The organism is Clostridioides sp. ES-S-0001-03 (genome assembly GCF_020676075.1).
In the GTDB taxonomy this organism is placed as follows: Bacteria; Bacillota; Clostridia; order Peptostreptococcales; family Peptostreptococcaceae; genus Clostridioides.
This window is the reverse complement of the sequence record NZ_JACVWJ010000007.1, coordinates 37,554-55,132: the sequence shown is the minus strand read 5'-3', so window position 1 is coordinate 55,132 and position 17,579 is coordinate 37,554. Positions and strand designations below refer to the sequence as shown.

The following is a 17,579-nucleotide window of genomic DNA, read 5'->3' as shown; positions in this document are numbered from 1 at the left end:
AGGTAGATACTTTGAAATTAAAGATAAAGCGTTTTTTAAAATTTTTTATATTGATATTTGTTTTAATTTTTATATACTCAGTTGCAATAGAACCGAGTCTATTAATTGTGAAAAAATATAATATAAATGAAGATGGAAACATGATTAAAGAAGATATAGTAAAAAATGAGAATGAGATTATAAAAGTAGTTCAGATTTCAGATACTCAAATAGGCAGTTTTTATTCGACTAATAAACTTAAAAAAGTAGCTAATAAGGTGAATGCCTTAAATCCAGATATATTAGTATTTACTGGAGATTTAATTGATTATTCTAATAAAAATCCAGATATAGATGAAATTACAAAGATTTTATCTAGTATGAATGCAAGGTTAGGAAAGTTTTCAGTATTTGGTAATCATGATTATATGTATAAACTTCCTAGGTATTATAGACAAATTATGAAAAACTCTAACTTTCATCTTTTAGTTAATGAAAATAAGAAAATAAGACTTGAAGACAATAAGTATATTAATATACTTGGAGCTGATGAGATATTAAATGGTAATCCAAATATACGAGATTTGGAAAGCAAAACTGATTATAATAGTTTTAATTTATTATTAGCACATGAACCAGATTTGGTAGATATGCTCAGTAAAGATACAATGAATTTAGTTTTATCTGGACATAGTCATGGTGGTCAAATAAGGTTGCCTTTCAAGGGTGCTTTAGTTACTCCTCCATATGGAAGGAAATACACTAAAGGATTTTATGATATAAAGGGAAATCATCTATATGTGAGTTCTGGTCTTGGAAGTACAAAGTTGCCATTTAGATTTTTTAATGTACCAGAGATAGTCGAATTTAATATTCTAATCTAGTATAAAATATTGTTTTTATGAAATATAGAGGGATAGAAATTTTAAGAATAAATTGAGTTAAGAATATAAAAAGTTTAAGTTATAGTTAATACATTTATTAGAATTGATAATAATATTAATAACTATTAAAATATAGATATAAAAAATAATAAAAATATAAAAGATTATAATATAGCAAGATTGTATCAATTATAAATAGAGAGTATTTATAATTAATACAATCTTGTGTTTCTTTATATAAAGATATTAATTTTTATACAATGTATGAAAATGATTTAATGTTATATTTAAATTACTTTAAATAAATATTTTTTATATTTTCCTTATCCCATATAAAAAGTTTTTCTGAATTATTTAAAGCTCCAAATACATTTCTTTTAAAATCTGGCATTTCTTTATTTAAATTCGCAATAAGGTTTTTTATGTATTCTCTCCTAGTATGGCCATTTGCAGGACATGGGTTTGCTATGATAGGATAGTTACACTCCTTTGAAATCTTCTTAGTCATATATTCTTCTATGTAAATCATTGGTCTTATAACAGTTAAATCTTGTCTATCTAAGTATGTTTTTGGCGAAAAACAATTAACTCTTCCTTCATAAAACATAGACATTAAAAATGTCTCAATAGCATCATCCTTATGGTGTCCAAGAGCTACTTTGTTGCACCCAAGTTTCTTTGCGTTGTCATTTAAAGCACCTCTTCTTAAATTAGCACATAGTGCACAAGGATTTTTTTCTTTTCTTATATCAAATACAATTTCTTTTATATTAGTTTGAAATTCATAAAAAGGTACATTTATTTCCTCACATAATTTGTTTAATGGTGAGTTATCAATTCCACCAGTATTTAGTGTTACAGCTATTAATTCAAACTTTTGTGGAGAAAATCTTTGATAATTTTTAAGTATATGAAGTAATGTCAAACTATCTTTTCCACCAGAAAGGCCAACTGCAATTTTATCATTTTCTTGTATCATATCAAAGTCTTGTATAGCCTTACGAGCTTTACTAAGAAGTTTTTGCATAGACATTTTTAGCACCATCCTTTATTTGAAAATATAAACTTAAGAATAACTTAAGGTTTACTTATAAAATACTTAAAACTTATACTCTAAAATTAACGTTAATAAACATAACGAAGGAGACGATTCAACCATGAAAAAATTAAAATTGATGTTAGGCATTATAGTAGTAGTATTTATAAGTATGTTTATAGTTAAAGATAAAATTCTGAAAGATGAAGAACCAACTGGAACTGCTCAATTTGCTTCATCTCAATATGTTGAAACAGATTCTCAGAAAAAAAATCACTCAAATAGTATAGCAGATAATATATTATTGGTAAACAAGACAAATGAACTTAGTAAAGATTATATGCCGAAAGACATTACTAAGGTAAATATAGAATTTGTTCCAGAAGCTACTGAAGAGGAAAAACAAATGGCAGGAGAACCTGCAAAAGCAGTAGAAGACTTAGTTAGACAAGCTAATGAAGAAGGAATACAGTTTTTAGGGTCTTCAGCATATAGGTCTTATGAGACTCAACAAGATACTTATACAAGAAGAGTAAATTCTCAAGGTCAGGAAAAAGCTGATGCATATGTAGCAAAACCTGGACATAGTGAACATCAATCTGGACTGTGTATTGACTTGACAAATCCAGAGAGATGGTTTGTTGGAAGTACAAAAGAAGCTATATGGTTGGCAGAAAATGCTCATAAATTTGGATTTATAATAAGATATCCTAAAGGTAAAGAAGATATAACAGGTACAGCATATGAGCCATGGCATATTAGATATGTGGGTAAGGATGTTGCTGAGGAAATTTATTCAAAAGGGTTAACCTTGGAAGAATATTTGCAAAACAAATAATAAAACAACATAACATAAATTGTATGATATTACTAAATGTAATATAAATAAATTTGATACTAGACTACTTTAAGTATAGTATAATTTTAGATGAGTAAAAACTATATTAAAGTAAGTTAGGATGTGAAAAAGTGAAAGATACAATTCTTGTTGTGGATGATGAAAAGGAAATAAGAGACCTTGTAGAGATATACCTTTTAAATGATGGATATAATGTAATTAAGGCTAAAGATGGACAAGAAGCTTTAGATATTTTAGAAAAAGAAAATATTCATCTGATGGTATTGGATATAATGATGCCAAAGATGGATGGGATAGAAGTTTGTAGAAGAGTTAGAGTAAGTTTAAATATACCAATACTTATGTTGAGTGCCAAATCAGAGGATATGGATAAGATACAAGGAATAATGACAGGTGCAGATGACTATCTAACAAAGCCATTTAATCCACTTGAACTTACTGTGAGAGTAAAAGCATTACTTAGAAGAGCGTATTATTTTAGTGGTACTAACAAAGAAAATAAAGATGTCATAGAAGTTGGAGTGGTATTAATAGATAAGGAAAAGCATAGTGTAACAGTAGCTGGAAAGGATATATTTTTGACATCGAGAGAATTTGATATCTTGTATTTACTAGCAAATAATAAAGGTAGAGTATATAGTACAGAAGAGATATTTGAAAAAGTATGGAAAGAACAATACTACCAATCTAACAATACTGTAATGGTTCATATGAGTAGGATAAGAGATAAAATTGAAAAGTATACAGATGGAGAAAAAATAATTCATACTGTATGGGGGGTAGGATATAAAATTGAAAAATAAGAGTGTATTAAATTATATGTTTCGTCCTATAGTAGACTTTATAATAAGCTGTATTATAACCCTAATTATTATGTTAACAAGTGCATATATAATAAAGATATTATATATAAGAACTACTTTATCTACAATTAATTACTTTATGCTTAGTTTAAGAAATATTAGATCTGTTATAGGAGACAGCACATTATATTCAGTTTTATTTCTGACAGCATCATTATCAATTTATTCATTAATGTCATACAAGAGAAATAAAAAACTTGTAAATTTTCTAAAAGATACTGATAACAAAAATAAAAAACTAGAAATTATCATGGATGCTGTAAACTCAATGGAGGAAGGCGATTTAGAAAAAAGTATAGATATTGAGTATGAGTCAAATGGATTAAGTGATAAAGAAATTGATGAGATTGATGAACTTGCAAATAAAATCAATAGTATAGTTTATCAACTTAGAAATATAACTGTTGAAGAAAGACAGGCTCAACAAACTAAGACAGATTTAATAACAAATGTTTCACATGACCTAAGAACTCCTTTAACCTCAATAATGGGTTATCTAGGATTGATAGAAGATGGTAAGTATAAAGATGAAGTTCAGTTGATGTATTATGTTAATATTGCATATGAGAAATCAAAAAGTTTAAATATACTTATAAATGATTTATTTGAACTTACAAAAATGCAAAATAATACAATAAGATTAAAAAAAATAGACATAAACTTGGTAGAGCTATTAAGCCAAATAGTATCTCAACTTGGATTTTATTTTAAAAAAGAATTTATGGTTAGTAGAGTTAATTTCAATGAAGAAAAATTAATTATAAATGCTGACCCAAATAAATTGGTGAGAGCTTTTGAAAATCTTATAACCAATGCTATGAAATATGGAAAAGAAGGAATTTATGTGGATATAGTAACAGCAAAAAAAGGAAATATGGCTATTGCAAAAGTTATAAATTATGGAGAACCCATTCCAGTATTAGATTTACCAAATATATTTGATAGATTCTATAGAGTTGAAAAATCAAGAAATAGCAATGATGGAGGTTCTGGATTAGGTCTTGCAATTACAAAAAATATTGTGAATTTACATGGTGGGGAAATTACTGTTTCAAGTAATATACATCAAACTGTATTTGAGGTACAACTACCAATAATACAAGAAACTGTGTAATAAGATAAAAGTATGATTTAGATACACAAATATTTATAGCATAAAGTGTTTACAAAAATAAAAAAGTAATATATAATTTAAGTCAGTTTAATAAGATACTTATCAAGAATTAGGGGAGAGAGTTAGCTCAGCGATCCTATACCAACCTTTTATTAGGTGGTCCTGCTAACAACGATGAGATGATTGGAAATAATATACTCTTCTTATCAATAGTGGATAGGGGGAGTTTTTTTATAGATTTAAAGTAATAAATTTTTAAGTGATGATGGAGGATTCAAAAATGGAAAAAGTAGAAAGTTTTAAATTAGATCATACAAAAGTTAAAGCTCCTTTTGTGAGAAAGTGTAGTGTACTTGATGGAGTTAAAGGAGATAAAATAACTAAATTTGACTTGAGATTTTTACAACCAAATGTAGAAAGCTTTGGAACTGCTGCTATGCATGGTTTAGAACATTTATTAGCAACTTATTTAAGAGAGACATTAGATGGAGTGATAGATTTATCTCCAATGGGGTGCAGAACAGGATTTTATTTAATATTATGGGGAGATATAGATGCTAAAACAGTTAAAGATAGCTTAGAAAAGGCATTAAAGAAAGTAATTGAATCTGATAAAATGCCAGCTGCTACAGCTTTAGAATGTGGAAATTATAGAGACTTATCTTTATTTGGAGCAAAAGAATATGCAAAAGATGTTTTAGATAAAGGATTTTCTCTTAATATATATGGAGAATAATGTAATTGAAAGAGAACGTATAAGCATAAATCAAAGTGAGGTTCTAAGGTATTTACAATATAAAGGACAAGAAATAGATAAAGAACTTAAAGAAACTATTGATGAATGTATAGAAATAGCCAAAAACAAGATAAATCCTAGATATATATCTAGGATTTATCCTATCAAAATAAATAAAGATAAGATTGTAGAACTAGAGGGAACAAATTTAACCTTAAAAAGTAAGGATATATATGAACTTCTAAAAGACTGTGATGAATGTGTAATTATGGCAGCTACTTTGGGAATAGAGGTAGAAAAGGAAATAAAAAGATACTCTTACTCAGACTTAACAAGAGGACTAATAATTGATTCATGTGGAACAACAGCAATAGAAGAAGTATGCGATATTGTTCAAAATGATATAGAAAAGGTTTTTTTAAAACAAAACAAATTTATAACTATGCGATATAGCCCAGGATATGGGGACTTACCAATAGAGAAAAATATAGATATATTAAATGTTTTAAATGCTCAAAAACAAATAGGACTCACAATTACATCAAATGGGATTATGATACCAAGAAAATCAGTAGTAGCTATTATAGGCATTTCTAATTTGAAAATAGATAAATCAAAGAAAGAAAAATCGTGTGAAAATTGTAAAAACTACAGAAATTGTACATATAGAAAAGGAGCGAATTCTTGTGGAAATAAGACAATATCTAAAGGATAATATATTAATATTTGATGGTGCAATGGGAACAATGCTTCAACAAAAGGGGTTAAAAATAGGTGAAAATCCAGAAGTATTTGGTCTTCAAAATCCAGAAAAACTTATAGAGATACATACATCATATTTAGAAGCAGGCTCAAATGTAATTCTTACAAATACTTTTGGGTGTAATGAATTAAAATTAGATAGTGAATATACAGTAGAAAAAGTTATCGACAATGCTATTTTAGTGGCTAGAAAAGCTATAGAAAATGTAGATAACACTAAACCTAGATATGTAGCACTAGATATTGGTCCTATAGGAGAAATGTTAGAGCCTATGGGAACTTTAAGCTTTGACAGAGCATATGAGATATTTAAAAGACAAGTATTGCAGGGAGTTAAATCTGGAGCTGATGTAATAGTAATAGAGACTATGATGGATTTATATGAAGCTAAAGCAGCCGTTTTAGCGGCTAAAGAGAATTCTGACTTACCTGTTTTCTGTACTATGACATTTGATGAGAGTGGGAGAAGTTTTACTGGATGTATGCCAGAAAGTATGGTTGCCACAATAGAAGGTCTGGGAGTTGATGCAATAGGAGTAAACTGTTCATTAGGTCCTAAACAGCTTTTGCCAATAGTCAAAAAAATTGTGTCAAGAGCTTCAATACCTGTAATGGTTCAAGCAAATGCAGGTTTACCAAATATAGTTGATGGAGAAGCTATCTATGATGTTGATGCAAAGGAATTTTTTGAGGGAGTCAAAAAATTTGTTGAAGCTGGAGCAACTATAATAGGCGGGTGTTGTGGCACAAATCCAAGCTTTATAAAAGAAATATCTGAAAATATAAGTTCTGTTAAAAAGGGAAGTACCGAAAAGATTGATAAATGTGTAGTTTGTTCGCCCTCAAAATTTGTGGAAGTAGAATCACCTACAGTTGTCGGAGAAAGATTAAATCCAACTGGTAGAAAATCTTTACAAGAAGCTTTAAAAAATGAAAATTTAGATTATGCAATAAATTTGGGGTTGGAACAAGTAAGTGCTGGTGCACAAATATTAGGCGTGAATGTTGGTTTGCCAGAAATAAATGAAAAGAAATTAATGCCAAAGTTGATAAAAGAGATTCAAGCAGTAGTAGATACACCATTACAAGTCGATTCTTCCAATGTAGAGGCTTTAGAACAAGGTCTTAGATATTATAATGGTAGAACAATTGCAAACTCTGTAAACGGCAAAGAAGAGTCCTTAGAAAGCATATTACCAATAGTTAAAAAGTATGGTGCATGTGTGGTTGGTCTTGCATTAGATGAAAAAGGTATACCTAAAAGAGCTGAGGAAAGATTTGAAATAGCAAAAAAAATAGTTGATAGAGCAGTTTCTTATGGAATAAAACCAAAAGATATATTTATAGATTGTTTATCACTAACTGTTTCAGCACAACAAGAGGAAGCAATAGAAACTATAAGAGCCATAACAATGGTTAAGACATTAGGGGTAAAAACTATACTAGGTGTTTCAAATATTTCATTTGGACTTCCAAATAGAAAAGCACTTAATGCTTCTTTTTTAACGTTAGCTTTAGGAGCAGGGCTTGACTTAGCAATTATAAATCCAAACGAATATAGTATGATGGAGGCTATTAATTCTTTTAGAATCTTAAATAATACAGATAAAGGCTGCGTAGATTATATAAATCAATATAGTAATATGAATAATTCAAAACAGTCTGATTCCACTATTAAAGCTAATAAAGACTTATCACTAGATGTTTTAGTTGAAAGGGGATTAAAAGAAGAAGCCAAAAATGAAACGTTGAATCTTTTAAAAGAGAAGGATGAAAATTATATATTAGATAAAATTTTAATTCCAGCTCTTGATAGAGTAGGAAAGAAATATGATAGTGGAGACATCTTTTTACCACAACTTATTCAATCAGCAGAAACAGTGAAAACTGCACTAAATACAATAAAAGAAACCTTAATAAGTAGAAGTAGTGATAATGTATCTAAAGGAAAAATAATAGTTGCTACAGTAAAAGGAGATATTCATGATATTGGAAAAAATATAGTAAAAATAATGCTAGAGAATTATGGATATGAAGTTATAGACTTAGGAAAAGATGTTCCAATTGAGGAAGTAGTAGAGGTTGCTAAAAAAAGAGATATAAAGTTAGTAGGGTTAAGTGCACTTATGACTACAACTGTTCAAAGTATGAAAGATACAATTCAAGCATTAAGAGATAATGAAATAAATGCAAAAGTATTTGTAGGTGGTGCTGTTTTGACAGAAGAATATGCTGAGGAAATGGGAGCTGACTATTATTCAAAGGATGCAAAATCTGCTGTTGAGATAGCAAAGCTAAATTTTTAGCATGTAAATCGAAATAAAGGTTTTACTAAATAGGATATTTTATATATAATATAAATATAAGTTTTAGAAACTTATGTCCAAAATAATAGGAATTAATCTATAATAATGAGATTAATTAATATAAAAAAATATTTATCATCAACATTAAAAAGGGCTGGGAAGTCTGGTATAACTTCCGTCAGCCCTTTTTAGTATAAAAACACTTAAAAAGCCCAATTGCCATCTTTAAAAATCTGTATATGTTTTCCATCATGAGTTTCTCCGACAATATCCATATCTGAAGAACCAACCATAAAGTCAACATGTGTTAGACTATCATTTACCCCATACTCATCTAATTCTTCATCTTTCAAATCATTTCCACCATCTAAGCAAGTCTTATATGCAGAACCAATTGCAAAGTGGCAAGAAGCATTTTCATCATATAAAGTATTATAAAAAATAATATTTGTATCAGATATTGGAGAGTTATATGGAACAAGAGCAACCTCTCCTAGATAATGAGAACCCTCATCTGTTTCAATAAGTTTCTTTAATGTTTCTAGTCCCTTTTCAGCAGAGAAATCTACTATTTTACCATCTTTGAAAGTCAAAGAGAAATTATCAATTATATTTCCTCCATAAACAAGGGGTTTAGTACTGTATACAGTTCCATTGACTTTAAACTTGTGTGGCATTCCAAAAATCTCTTCAGTTGGAATGTTAGGATTAAAACTTACTCCGTTAGGGTCTTTAGATGCTCCACTTAACCAAATATGACCTTTTGGTAAATCTAAAGTTAAATCAGTTTTTGAAGATTTATACTTTAAAGTTTTAAAATTACTTTCATTTAAAAAATCCATTTTAGACTTTAGATTTTCATTATGTTCTTTCCATGCTTTTATAGGGTCTTGTCCATCAACTCTTGAACACTTAAATATGGCATCCCATAATTTATCTATTGCTTCATCTTCTGATAAACTTGGAAATACTTTTTTTGCCCAATCTTTTGTTGGTACAGAAACTATACTCCATTTACATTTATCTGTTAGCGTATAAGAACGCCACTCTTTTAAAGCCTTTCCAGAAGCTTTTTGAAAGTTAGCAACTTTCTCAGGGTCAACATCTTTTAATAAATCAGGGTTTTGAGCATATACTGATAAAAATGCTCCACCTTCTTTAGCTATATCTACATATTGATCTGCTGTCCATTTTGGAAACTCATGAAATGCTTCGTTTGGAGCATATAAATATTTAATGAGAGTACTTTCTTCATCAGACCATTCTATATATACATTTTTAGCTCCACATTTATATGCTTCCCTCAGTGCATTTCTTGCAAAATCAGCACATTCGATTGGTGATTTTATAAGTAAAGTTTGACCTGGCTGTATGTTAACTCCGACCTTAATTGCTAACTCAGCATATTTTTCTAAATTTTTATTGAAATCCATATCTATCCTCCTGTATTTTTAACATTAAATAACTTATAAATATTATATCATTACTTAGATTTTGGGTCATATTTAAAATATTTATACTTAATAGACTGAGAAATAAAAAATATGTATTTTAATTAAAATAGATTGTTTAGATATATAATTGTAACTAAGACGTTATTTTTTGTTGATAATAGTATTAAAGTAGAAATAAAAATACTTTTTTAGTGAAAGGCTATACAAGAATACCGAAAAAAACTTATAATATAATAATGAGATAGATATTTATAATGAAATAAAAAATTTTCTGGCAAAGCTTATATATGTTTAAATATAGTAGTTTATATATTATGAACAGAAGATTTCAGTTAGGAGGGCATAAATGGAGCTTTATGAAGCCATTTTTTATAGAAAATCTGTAAGAAATTTTTCCAGTACAAAACTAAAAAAGCCATTAATGGAAGAAATAAAAAGAAGTTGTAAAAATTTAGAATACTTAAATGAAGATTTAAATATTAAAGCACATGTTGTTGATAGAGGTCATATAATACACTTTTTAATGGGGAAAGAGTGTAAAGTAAAAGCACCTCATTATATAGTAGTCACATCAGATAAGGGAAAAGACTATTTACAAAATATAGGTTTTGCTACTGAAGGTATAGTATTACGTCTTACAACATTAGGAGTAGCTACTTGTTGGCTGGAGTCCACATTAAAAAGAGAAGATATCTTGGAATTTGTAGATATTGGAAACAAAGACCCAAGAGAAGATGAAGAAGACGATTTAGATTATTTAGCTGGAATAAAAACAGAAGAAGAAGATGAAAACAAAATAGAAAATCCATATATAATAATAGCTTTTGGATATCCGGCAAAAAATGAAGATTTATTTAGGACAAGATATGCTAGACCTGATAGAAAACCAGTAAAAGATATTATAAATAAAATAAATAGAAATAGAAAATGGAAAGAAATATTAGAATTTACAAGAAGAGCTCCATCTGTGAAAAACTCTCAACCTTGGTATTTTCACAAAGATGAACGAGGTCTTCATCTATTTGAAAAGAAACCTAAGAAACATTGTGAATATATGAATAAGGTTAGCTTAGGTGTAGGTTTAAGACATTTTGATATAGCATGTATAAAAAATAAAATAGATGTTTCATATGAAAAACTTCCTATAAAGAATAAAATAGGAAAATCATATTTTATAACTGTAGTTGAACATGTAAAACCAGAAGAAGAAGAAACTCAAGATGAAAATTTAAGTTTGGAAAAAGAACAATCACAAAATGAATAAAATTTTGAGAGGGGATAGTAGACATGTATAAGTGTGGGAAATGTAATCTTAGAGGCTGTTCAGATGGAGATATGGATAAGCTAATGAAGATATGCCCAACTAGGGAAGTTGAGTTACAAGAAAAAGCAAAAAAACTTTATGAAGAGGAAGAAAATAGAAAAATAGCTTATAATGCTGGATTAATTGAAACAGAGGGATACTGTCAATATACTAGGTTAAAAGAGATTATAGAGTTTGCTAAAAAATGTGACTATAAAAAAATTGGTATAGCATTTTGTATTGGTTTAAAAAGAGAAATGCAAACAGTACAAAAGGTATTTGAACATCATGGATTTGAAGTGTTTTCTGTTATATGTAAAAATGGAGCGATTCCTAAGACTACAGTTGGATTGAAGCCATCACAAACAATATCAAAATGTAAAGATGAAATAATGTGTAATCCAATAGGGCAAGCTTTATTTTTAAATGAGGCTAAAGTTGACCTTAATATAATTCTTGGATTATGTGTTGGTCATGATACATTAGCCATGAAATATATGGAAGCTCCTATAACAACTCTAATTGTCAAAGATAGAGTAACTGGGCATAATCCAGCTGCTGCTATATATAATGCAGAGTCTTATTTTGAAAAAAAATTATTTGATAAAGATGAAGAATAATTCAAAGACTTATTGACATAAAAAGCAATTAGTGGTTTAATTATAAAAAAGATGAAACTTTAAAATATCCTTAAGATACATAAAGTTATATAAATAAAGAAAAAATATTATGACTAAATTCCTTAAACTAGTCCAGAGAGACTAAAGGGTTATAGATAGTGTTAATATATAACCTCTAGTAAATCACCTAGAGGTTTTTGATGAGTATAAAATAAAAAATTTAAATATAATAAAGTCTTTTAAACTAGTCCAGAGAGACTGGGAAAGATATCTCATAGCTAATTAATATCAAAGTTATGTATAGATAAAATCCTTGTGCCTCTTTTGGTGTAAGGATTTTTTTATGAGGATTTAGGCTTTATTAAAAAGGAGATATAAAAATGATAAATGGTAAAGAGAAGCTAATAGTTGCAATTGATACTGACGAATTTGATAAAGCTAAAGAACTAATAGACAAATTGGAAGATAGTGTAGATATATTTAAAGTAGGACTAGAACAATATGTGGCTACAAAAGGAAAGACAATAGACTATTTAAAAGAAAAAGGTAAAAAAATATTTCTAGACCTTAAATTCCATGATATTCCAAATACTATGAAAAGTGCAGTAAGAGCTGCAGTAAGAGATAATGTTTGGTTAATGACAATTCATGTATCAGATATGGAAGGGATGAGACAATGTGCACTAGTTGCTAAAGAAGAAGCAGAGAGATTAAATATAGAAAAACCTTTGGTGGTTGGAGTAACAGTTTTAACTTCATTAAGCAACCAAGACTTACAAGATATAGGATGTAATATGACAACAGAAGAATTGGCTATAAAGAGAGCTAAATTAGCAAAAGAATCAGGAATAGATGGAGTTGTTTGCTCAGCTCAAGAAGTAGATAAGATAGTAGAGGCATGTGGAACTGATTTTATAACAGTTTGCCCAGGGATAAGACCTAAGTCAGCAGAAGTTGGAGACCAAAAAAGAGTTGTTACTCCATCAGATGCAATAAAAAGAGGAGCTCATTATTTAGTTGTTGGAAGACCTATAACAAAAGCAGAAAGTCCAAGAGAATCAGCTATTAATATTGTAAAAGAAATAGAAAATGCTTAGATAAAACATTTGGGAGGTAGCTTATATGAAGGGGAAATTAATTTTAGAAGATGGAACAATATTTGAAGGAAAAGCATTTGGATATTTAAAGGAAGCTGTTGGTGAAGTTGTGTTTAATACTTCAATGGCAGGATATGGTGAACTACTGACAGATGCAACTTATTATGGACAAATAGTGACAATGACATATCCACTTATAGGGAACTATGGAATAAATTTAGAAGATGTTGAATCAAATAAAGTACAAGTAAAAGGACTTATAGTAAGAGAAAAAAGTGACAACCCAAATAATTTTAGATGTGAAATGGATATAGACACATATCTAAAGCAAAACAAAGTAATTGGACTTGAAGGAATAGATACAAGAGCATTGACTAAGATTATTAGAAATAATGGAACAAAAAAAGGTATTATAACTTTAGAAAATGTATCATTACAAGAAATTCAGTCTAAATTAACAGAGTGTTGCAATAAAGACTCTGTTAAAAGTGTTACAAGAAAAGAAATTGAAAATATTAAAGGGACTGGTGTTAAAGTCGTAGTTGTAGACTTTGGTGTTAAAAATAGTATATTAGACTCACTGAAAGCTTGTAACTGTGACATAATGGTAGTACCAGCAATGACTACTTCAGAAGAAATTTTAAATATAAACCCTGACTTGATATTATTATCTAATGGGCCAGGTAATCCAGAAGATATAAATGATATAGTTGAAAATATAAAGAAATTAGTAGGCAAAAAACCACTAGCAGGAATCGGTTTAGGACATCAAACTTTGGCATTAGCATTAGGTGGAAAAACTTCAAAACTTGCATTTGGACATAGAGGAGGAAATCATCCAGTTAAATGTTTAGAAACAGGAAAAGTATTTATAACTTCTCAAAATCACGGATACAATGTTTCAGAAATGCCAGAAGATACAGAGATAACTCATGTAAATTTAAATGACAATACTATAGAAGGAATGAGACATAAGGAATTACCAATATATAGTGTTCAGTACATTCCAGAATACACAACAAAAGAAGATTTAGATTGTATATTTAATAAATTCTTAGCATTAATATAGATTTAGTATTATTTACAGATAGTAAAAACCATTTAGATAAGGAGAAAAATTTATGCCTAAATTAGATAGTATAAAGAAAACTTTAGTATTAGGGTCAGGACCAATAATAATAGGTCAAGCGGCAGAATTTGACTATTCGGGAACTCAAGCATGTCAATCTTTAAAAGAAGAAGGTATTGAAGTTGTATTAATAAATAGTAATCCAGCTACAATAATGACTGATAAAGAAGTGGCAGATAAAATATATATAGAACCATTAACAATAGAATTTATAGAAAAAATAATAGAAAAAGAAAGACCAGATAGCTTACTTGCAGGTATGGGTGGACAAACAGGATTAAACTTAGCAGTTGAGCTTTATGAAAAAGGCATACTAGATAAATATGGAGTAAAAATAATAGGTACTTCAGTAGAATCTATTAAAAAAGGTGAAGACAGAGATATATTTAGAGATGTAATGAAAGAAATAAATCAACCTGTAATAGTTAGTGATATAGTTACAGATTTACAAGCAGGTCTTGATTATGCACTTACAATAGGGTATCCAGTAGTTGTAAGACCAGCATACACATTAGGTGGAACTGGTGGAGGTATCGCTGATACTGAGGAAGAATTAAGAGAGATACTTTCACATGGATTGCAATTAAGCCCAGTTGGACAAGTATTAATTGAAAAAAGTATAAAAGGTTGGAAAGAAATAGAATATGAAGTAATAAGAGATTCAAAAGGAAATTGTATAGTTGTATGTAACATGGAAAATATAGACCCAGTTGGAGTTCATACAGGAGATAGTATAGTTGTTGCTCCAACACAAACTCTAAGCAATAAAGAATGTGCGATGCTTAAAAAAGCATCTTTAGATATATTAAATACAGTAGAAGTTCAAGGTGGATGTAATGTTCAGTTTGCATTAAACCCACATAGTTTTGAATATGCAGTTATAGAGATAAATCCAAGAGTTAGTAGATCATCAGCATTAGCATCAAAAGCTACAGGATATCCAATAGCAAAAGTTTCATCAAAAATAGCTTTAGGATATACTTTGGATGAAATAGAAAATGCAGTAACTAAAAAAACTTATGCTTGTTTTGAGCCAACTATAGACTATGTAGTTGCTAAGATACCAAAATGGCCATTTGATAAATTTAAAAAGGCAAATAGAAAATTAGGAACTAAGATGATGGCAACTGGTGAAATAATGAGTATAGGAAGTAACTTTGAAGCTGCTATTCTTAAGGGAATAAGATCACTAGAAACAGGAAAATATTCATTAGTTCATGCTCCATCAGAAGAGAGAAGTATTGAAGCGTTGAAGAAAAGAGTTGTAGTACCTGATGATGAAAGATTGTTTGATTTAGCTGAAATGATAAGAAGAGGCTATAAAGTAGAAATGATAGAACAAATCACAGGAATAGACAAATGGTTTATAAATAAATTTAAATGGATAGTTGAACAAGAAGAAAAATTAAAAGTTATGAAGATTGAAGACTTAACTAAAGATTATCTTCTTGAGTTAAAGAAAAAAGGATTTTCTGATAAAGGTATATCTGACTTAATGAAGATAAGCCCAGAAAAATTATACGAATTAAGAAGTCTATATAGCATAAAACCAGCATACAAAATGGTTGATACATGTGCAGGAGAAATAGATGCGATATCTCCATATTATTACTCAACTTATGAGCAATATGATGAAGTAGTTGTAAGTGATAAGAAAAAAGTAATAGTGCTAGGCTCTGGACCAATAAGAATAGGTCAAGGTATAGAATTTGACTATTGTTCAGTTCACTGTGTAAAATCTTTGAGAAAGATGGATATAGAAACTATAATCATAAACAATAACCCTGAGACAGTAAGTACAGATTTTGATACATCAGATAAACTATATTTTGAACCATTAACAGAAGAAGAAGTTTTAAGTATAATTGAAAAAGAAAAACCAGAAGGTGTAATATTACAATTTGGAGGACAAACAGCTATAAAACTAGCTAAGTTCTTACATGAGAAAAATATACCTATATTGGGAACTGATTTTGATGATATAGATGCAGCGGAAGATAGAGAAAAATTTGATGATTTATTAGAAAAACTAGACATAAACAGACCAAAAGGAAAAGGTGTATGGTCACTTAATGAAGGTATTGAAGTTGCTAATGAATTAGGTTATCCAGTATTAGTTAGACCATCTTATGTACTTGGTGGTCAAGGTATGGAAATAACTTATAACGAGGAAAAATTAACTCAGTATTTAGATGATGCTTTTGCCAGAGACCATAAGAATCCAGTACTTATAGATAAATATCTAACTGGTAGAGAAATAGAAGTAGATGCCATATGTGATAAAGAAGATATATTAATACCTGGAATAATGGAACACTTAGAAAGAGCTGGAGTTCACTCTGGAGATAGTACGACAATGTATCCAAGCCAAAATATATCTGATAAGATAAAAGAAAAGATAGTAGAATACACTAAAAAAATAGCTTTAGACCTTAATGTACTTGGTATGGTTAATATACAATTTATAGAATTCCAGAATGAATTATATATAATAGAGGTTAATCCTAGAGCCAGTAGAACAGTACCATATATAAGTAAAGTGAGTGGGGTACCAATAGTTGATTTAGCTACTAAATGTATGTTAGGAGCTAAATTAAAGGATTTAGGATATGGTACAGGAGTTTATAAAGAGCCTAAACTAGTATCAGTAAAAGTGCCAGTATTCTCAATGTCTAAATTAGCTAAAGTTGAAGTAAGTCTTGGACCTGAAATGAAATCTACAGGAGAAGTTTTAGGTGTAGGAGAAAATCTAGAAGAAGCTCTATATAAAGGATTCTTAGCCGCAGGCAGACATATGTCTGACGAAAGAGGAGTAGTACTTGCTACTGTTAATAATAACGATAAAGATGAGTTTATAGCAATAGCAAAAGATATGAAAGAGTTAGGATACACTTTTGTTGCTACAGAAGGGACAGCTAATAGTCTAAGAGAAAATGGAATAGAAGCTGATATAGTAAACAGAGTGGAAGAATCTAGACCAAACATACTAGATGCTATAAGAAATAAACAAGTTGATATAGTAATAAATACACCTACTAAAGGTAATGACTCAACAAGAGATGGATTTAAAATGAGAAGAACAGCTATTGAATTTTCTACTGAAATAATGACATCTTTAGATACACTAAAAGCTCTAGTAGAGGTTAAGAAAAAACACCTAAACAAAGATAAGTTAAAAGTTTACAATATAGCTGAATAGAAATTAAGTTGATTGTATAGTTTAAGAATTTAATCATTAAATTAAAAAGAAGAAGTTATTTTTTCTATGAGTTTTTACTTTTGAGATAACTTCTTTTTTTTAAGAAATTTGTAGTATAATAGAAAAAGATAAAAAATAAATGTAAATAAGTATAAAACTAGAATGTAAAAGTGAAAAATAGATATAGATATTTAAAAGATTATATTTAGTTAATGTTCTTTAGTTTGCCTAAAGAGAA

At 29.0% G+C, this 17,579-nt stretch carries 14 protein-coding genes; 12 read left to right on the top strand and 2 right to left on the bottom strand.

Translation table 11 applies throughout. The features are described from left to right. Positions 1-11: 11 nt before the first annotated feature. Positions 12-863: a metallophosphoesterase gene (locus IC174_RS14915; RefSeq protein WP_227483291.1), complete on the top strand. Its 852-nt coding sequence runs from the start codon at positions 12-14 to the stop codon at positions 861-863. Between the two features lie 292 nt (positions 864-1,155). Here IC174_RS14915 and IC174_RS14910 read toward each other — a convergent pair whose 3' ends face one another. Continuing rightward, positions 1,156-1,896, bottom strand: coding sequence for a tRNA 2-thiocytidine biosynthesis TtcA family protein (locus IC174_RS14910; protein ID WP_227483290.1), 741 nt, complete (start codon positions 1,894-1,896; stop codon positions 1,156-1,158). Positions 1,897-2,020: 124 nt separating this feature from the next. On the opposite strand from IC174_RS14910, the gene IC174_RS14905 reads away from it, so the two are divergent. From IC174_RS14905 to IC174_RS14880, 6 genes are all read left to right on the top strand, one after another. Further along, positions 2,021-2,737 carry a M15 family metallopeptidase gene (locus IC174_RS14905; RefSeq protein WP_227483289.1) on the top strand — a complete coding sequence of 239 codons (717 nt, stop codon included), beginning with the start codon at positions 2,021-2,023 and terminating at the stop codon, positions 2,735-2,737. 131 nt (positions 2,738-2,868) lie between these two features. After that, the gene (locus IC174_RS14900; protein ID WP_227436423.1) at positions 2,869-3,561 is read left to right on the top strand and encodes a response regulator transcription factor; all 693 of its coding nucleotides are present in this window, start codon (positions 2,869-2,871) and stop codon (positions 3,559-3,561) included. Beyond that, the gene (locus tag IC174_RS14895; protein ID WP_227483288.1) at positions 3,551-4,735 is read left to right on the top strand and encodes an ATP-binding protein; all 1,185 of its coding nucleotides are present in this window, start codon (positions 3,551-3,553) and stop codon (positions 4,733-4,735) included. The genes IC174_RS14900 and IC174_RS14895 overlap by 11 nt, the downstream gene beginning before the upstream one ends. A gap of 280 nt (positions 4,736-5,015) precedes the next feature. Continuing rightward, the gene (locus IC174_RS14890) at positions 5,016-5,471 is read left to right on the top strand and encodes an S-ribosylhomocysteine lyase (RefSeq protein ID WP_227483287.1); all 456 of its coding nucleotides are present in this window, start codon (positions 5,016-5,018) and stop codon (positions 5,469-5,471) included. After that, positions 5,461-6,186, top strand: a complete 726-nt coding sequence (locus IC174_RS14885) for a vitamin B12 dependent-methionine synthase activation domain-containing protein (protein WP_227436417.1) — start codon at positions 5,461-5,463, stop codon at positions 6,184-6,186. The genes IC174_RS14890 and IC174_RS14885 overlap by 11 nt, the downstream gene beginning before the upstream one ends. Next, positions 6,158-8,539 (top strand): homocysteine S-methyltransferase family protein, encoded by a 2,382-nt coding sequence (locus tag IC174_RS14880; RefSeq protein ID WP_227483286.1) that lies wholly within the window; start codon positions 6,158-6,160, stop codon positions 8,537-8,539. The genes IC174_RS14885 and IC174_RS14880 overlap by 29 nt, the downstream gene beginning before the upstream one ends. A gap of 203 nt (positions 8,540-8,742) precedes the next feature. On the opposite strand, the gene IC174_RS14875 is transcribed toward IC174_RS14880, so the two are convergent. Further along, positions 8,743-9,972 (bottom strand): aminopeptidase, encoded by a 1,230-nt coding sequence (locus IC174_RS14875; protein ID WP_227483285.1) that lies wholly within the window; start codon positions 9,970-9,972, stop codon positions 8,743-8,745. A gap of 367 nt (positions 9,973-10,339) precedes the next feature. Between IC174_RS14875 and IC174_RS14870 the strand changes: the two genes are divergently transcribed. The 5 genes from IC174_RS14870 to carB all read left to right on the top strand — a co-directional run bounded on the left by IC174_RS14870 (position 10,340) and on the right by carB (position 17,341). Continuing rightward, entirely contained in the window at positions 10,340-11,257 is a 918-nt protein-coding gene (locus IC174_RS14870) for a nitroreductase family protein (protein ID WP_227483284.1), read from the top strand. A gap of 23 nt (positions 11,258-11,280) precedes the next feature. After that, a complete protein-coding gene (locus IC174_RS14865) occupies positions 11,281-11,916 on the top strand; it encodes a DUF1847 domain-containing protein (RefSeq protein ID WP_227436409.1) in 636 nt (211 codons plus the stop codon). A gap of 380 nt (positions 11,917-12,296) precedes the next feature. Beyond that, positions 12,297-13,013 carry an orotidine-5'-phosphate decarboxylase gene (gene pyrF / locus IC174_RS14860; RefSeq protein ID WP_227436407.1) on the top strand — a complete coding sequence of 239 codons (717 nt, stop codon included), beginning with the start codon at positions 12,297-12,299 and terminating at the stop codon, positions 13,011-13,013. Positions 13,014-13,038: 25 nt separating this feature from the next. Continuing rightward, positions 13,039-14,082: a glutamine-hydrolyzing carbamoyl-phosphate synthase small subunit gene (carA, locus tag IC174_RS14855; RefSeq protein WP_227483283.1), complete on the top strand. Its 1,044-nt coding sequence runs from the start codon at positions 13,039-13,041 to the stop codon at positions 14,080-14,082. 52 nt (positions 14,083-14,134) lie between these two features. After that, entirely contained in the window at positions 14,135-17,341 is a 3,207-nt protein-coding gene (carB, locus tag IC174_RS14850; RefSeq protein ID WP_227483282.1) for a carbamoyl-phosphate synthase large subunit, read from the top strand. Positions 17,342-17,579: the final 238 nt, after the last annotated feature.

Excerpts from the sequence above, each read along its gene's own strand:
- IC174_RS14875 (WP_227483285.1), bottom strand. The coding sequence starts at position 9,972 with ATGGATTTCAATAAAAATTTAGAAAAATATGCTGAGTTAGCAATTAAG.
- pyrF (WP_227436407.1), top strand. The coding sequence starts at position 12,297 with ATGATAAATGGTAAAGAGAAGCTAATAGTTGCAATTGATACTGACGAA.
- IC174_RS14865 (WP_227436409.1), top strand. The coding sequence starts at position 11,281 with ATGTATAAGTGTGGGAAATGTAATCTTAGAGGCTGTTCAGATGGAGAT.
- IC174_RS14910 (WP_227483290.1), bottom strand. The coding sequence starts at position 1,896 with ATGTCTATGCAAAAACTTCTTAGTAAAGCTCGTAAGGCTATACAAGAC.
- IC174_RS14870 (WP_227483284.1), top strand. The coding sequence starts at position 10,340 with ATGGAGCTTTATGAAGCCATTTTTTATAGAAAATCTGTAAGAAATTTT.
- IC174_RS14885 (WP_227436417.1), top strand. The coding sequence starts at position 5,461 with ATGGAGAATAATGTAATTGAAAGAGAACGTATAAGCATAAATCAAAGT.
- carB (WP_227483282.1), top strand. The coding sequence starts at position 14,135 with ATGCCTAAATTAGATAGTATAAAGAAAACTTTAGTATTAGGGTCAGGA.
- IC174_RS14890 (WP_227483287.1), top strand. The coding sequence starts at position 5,016 with ATGGAAAAAGTAGAAAGTTTTAAATTAGATCATACAAAAGTTAAAGCT.
- IC174_RS14905 (WP_227483289.1), top strand. The coding sequence starts at position 2,021 with ATGAAAAAATTAAAATTGATGTTAGGCATTATAGTAGTAGTATTTATA.
- carA (WP_227483283.1), top strand. The coding sequence starts at position 13,039 with ATGAAGGGGAAATTAATTTTAGAAGATGGAACAATATTTGAAGGAAAA.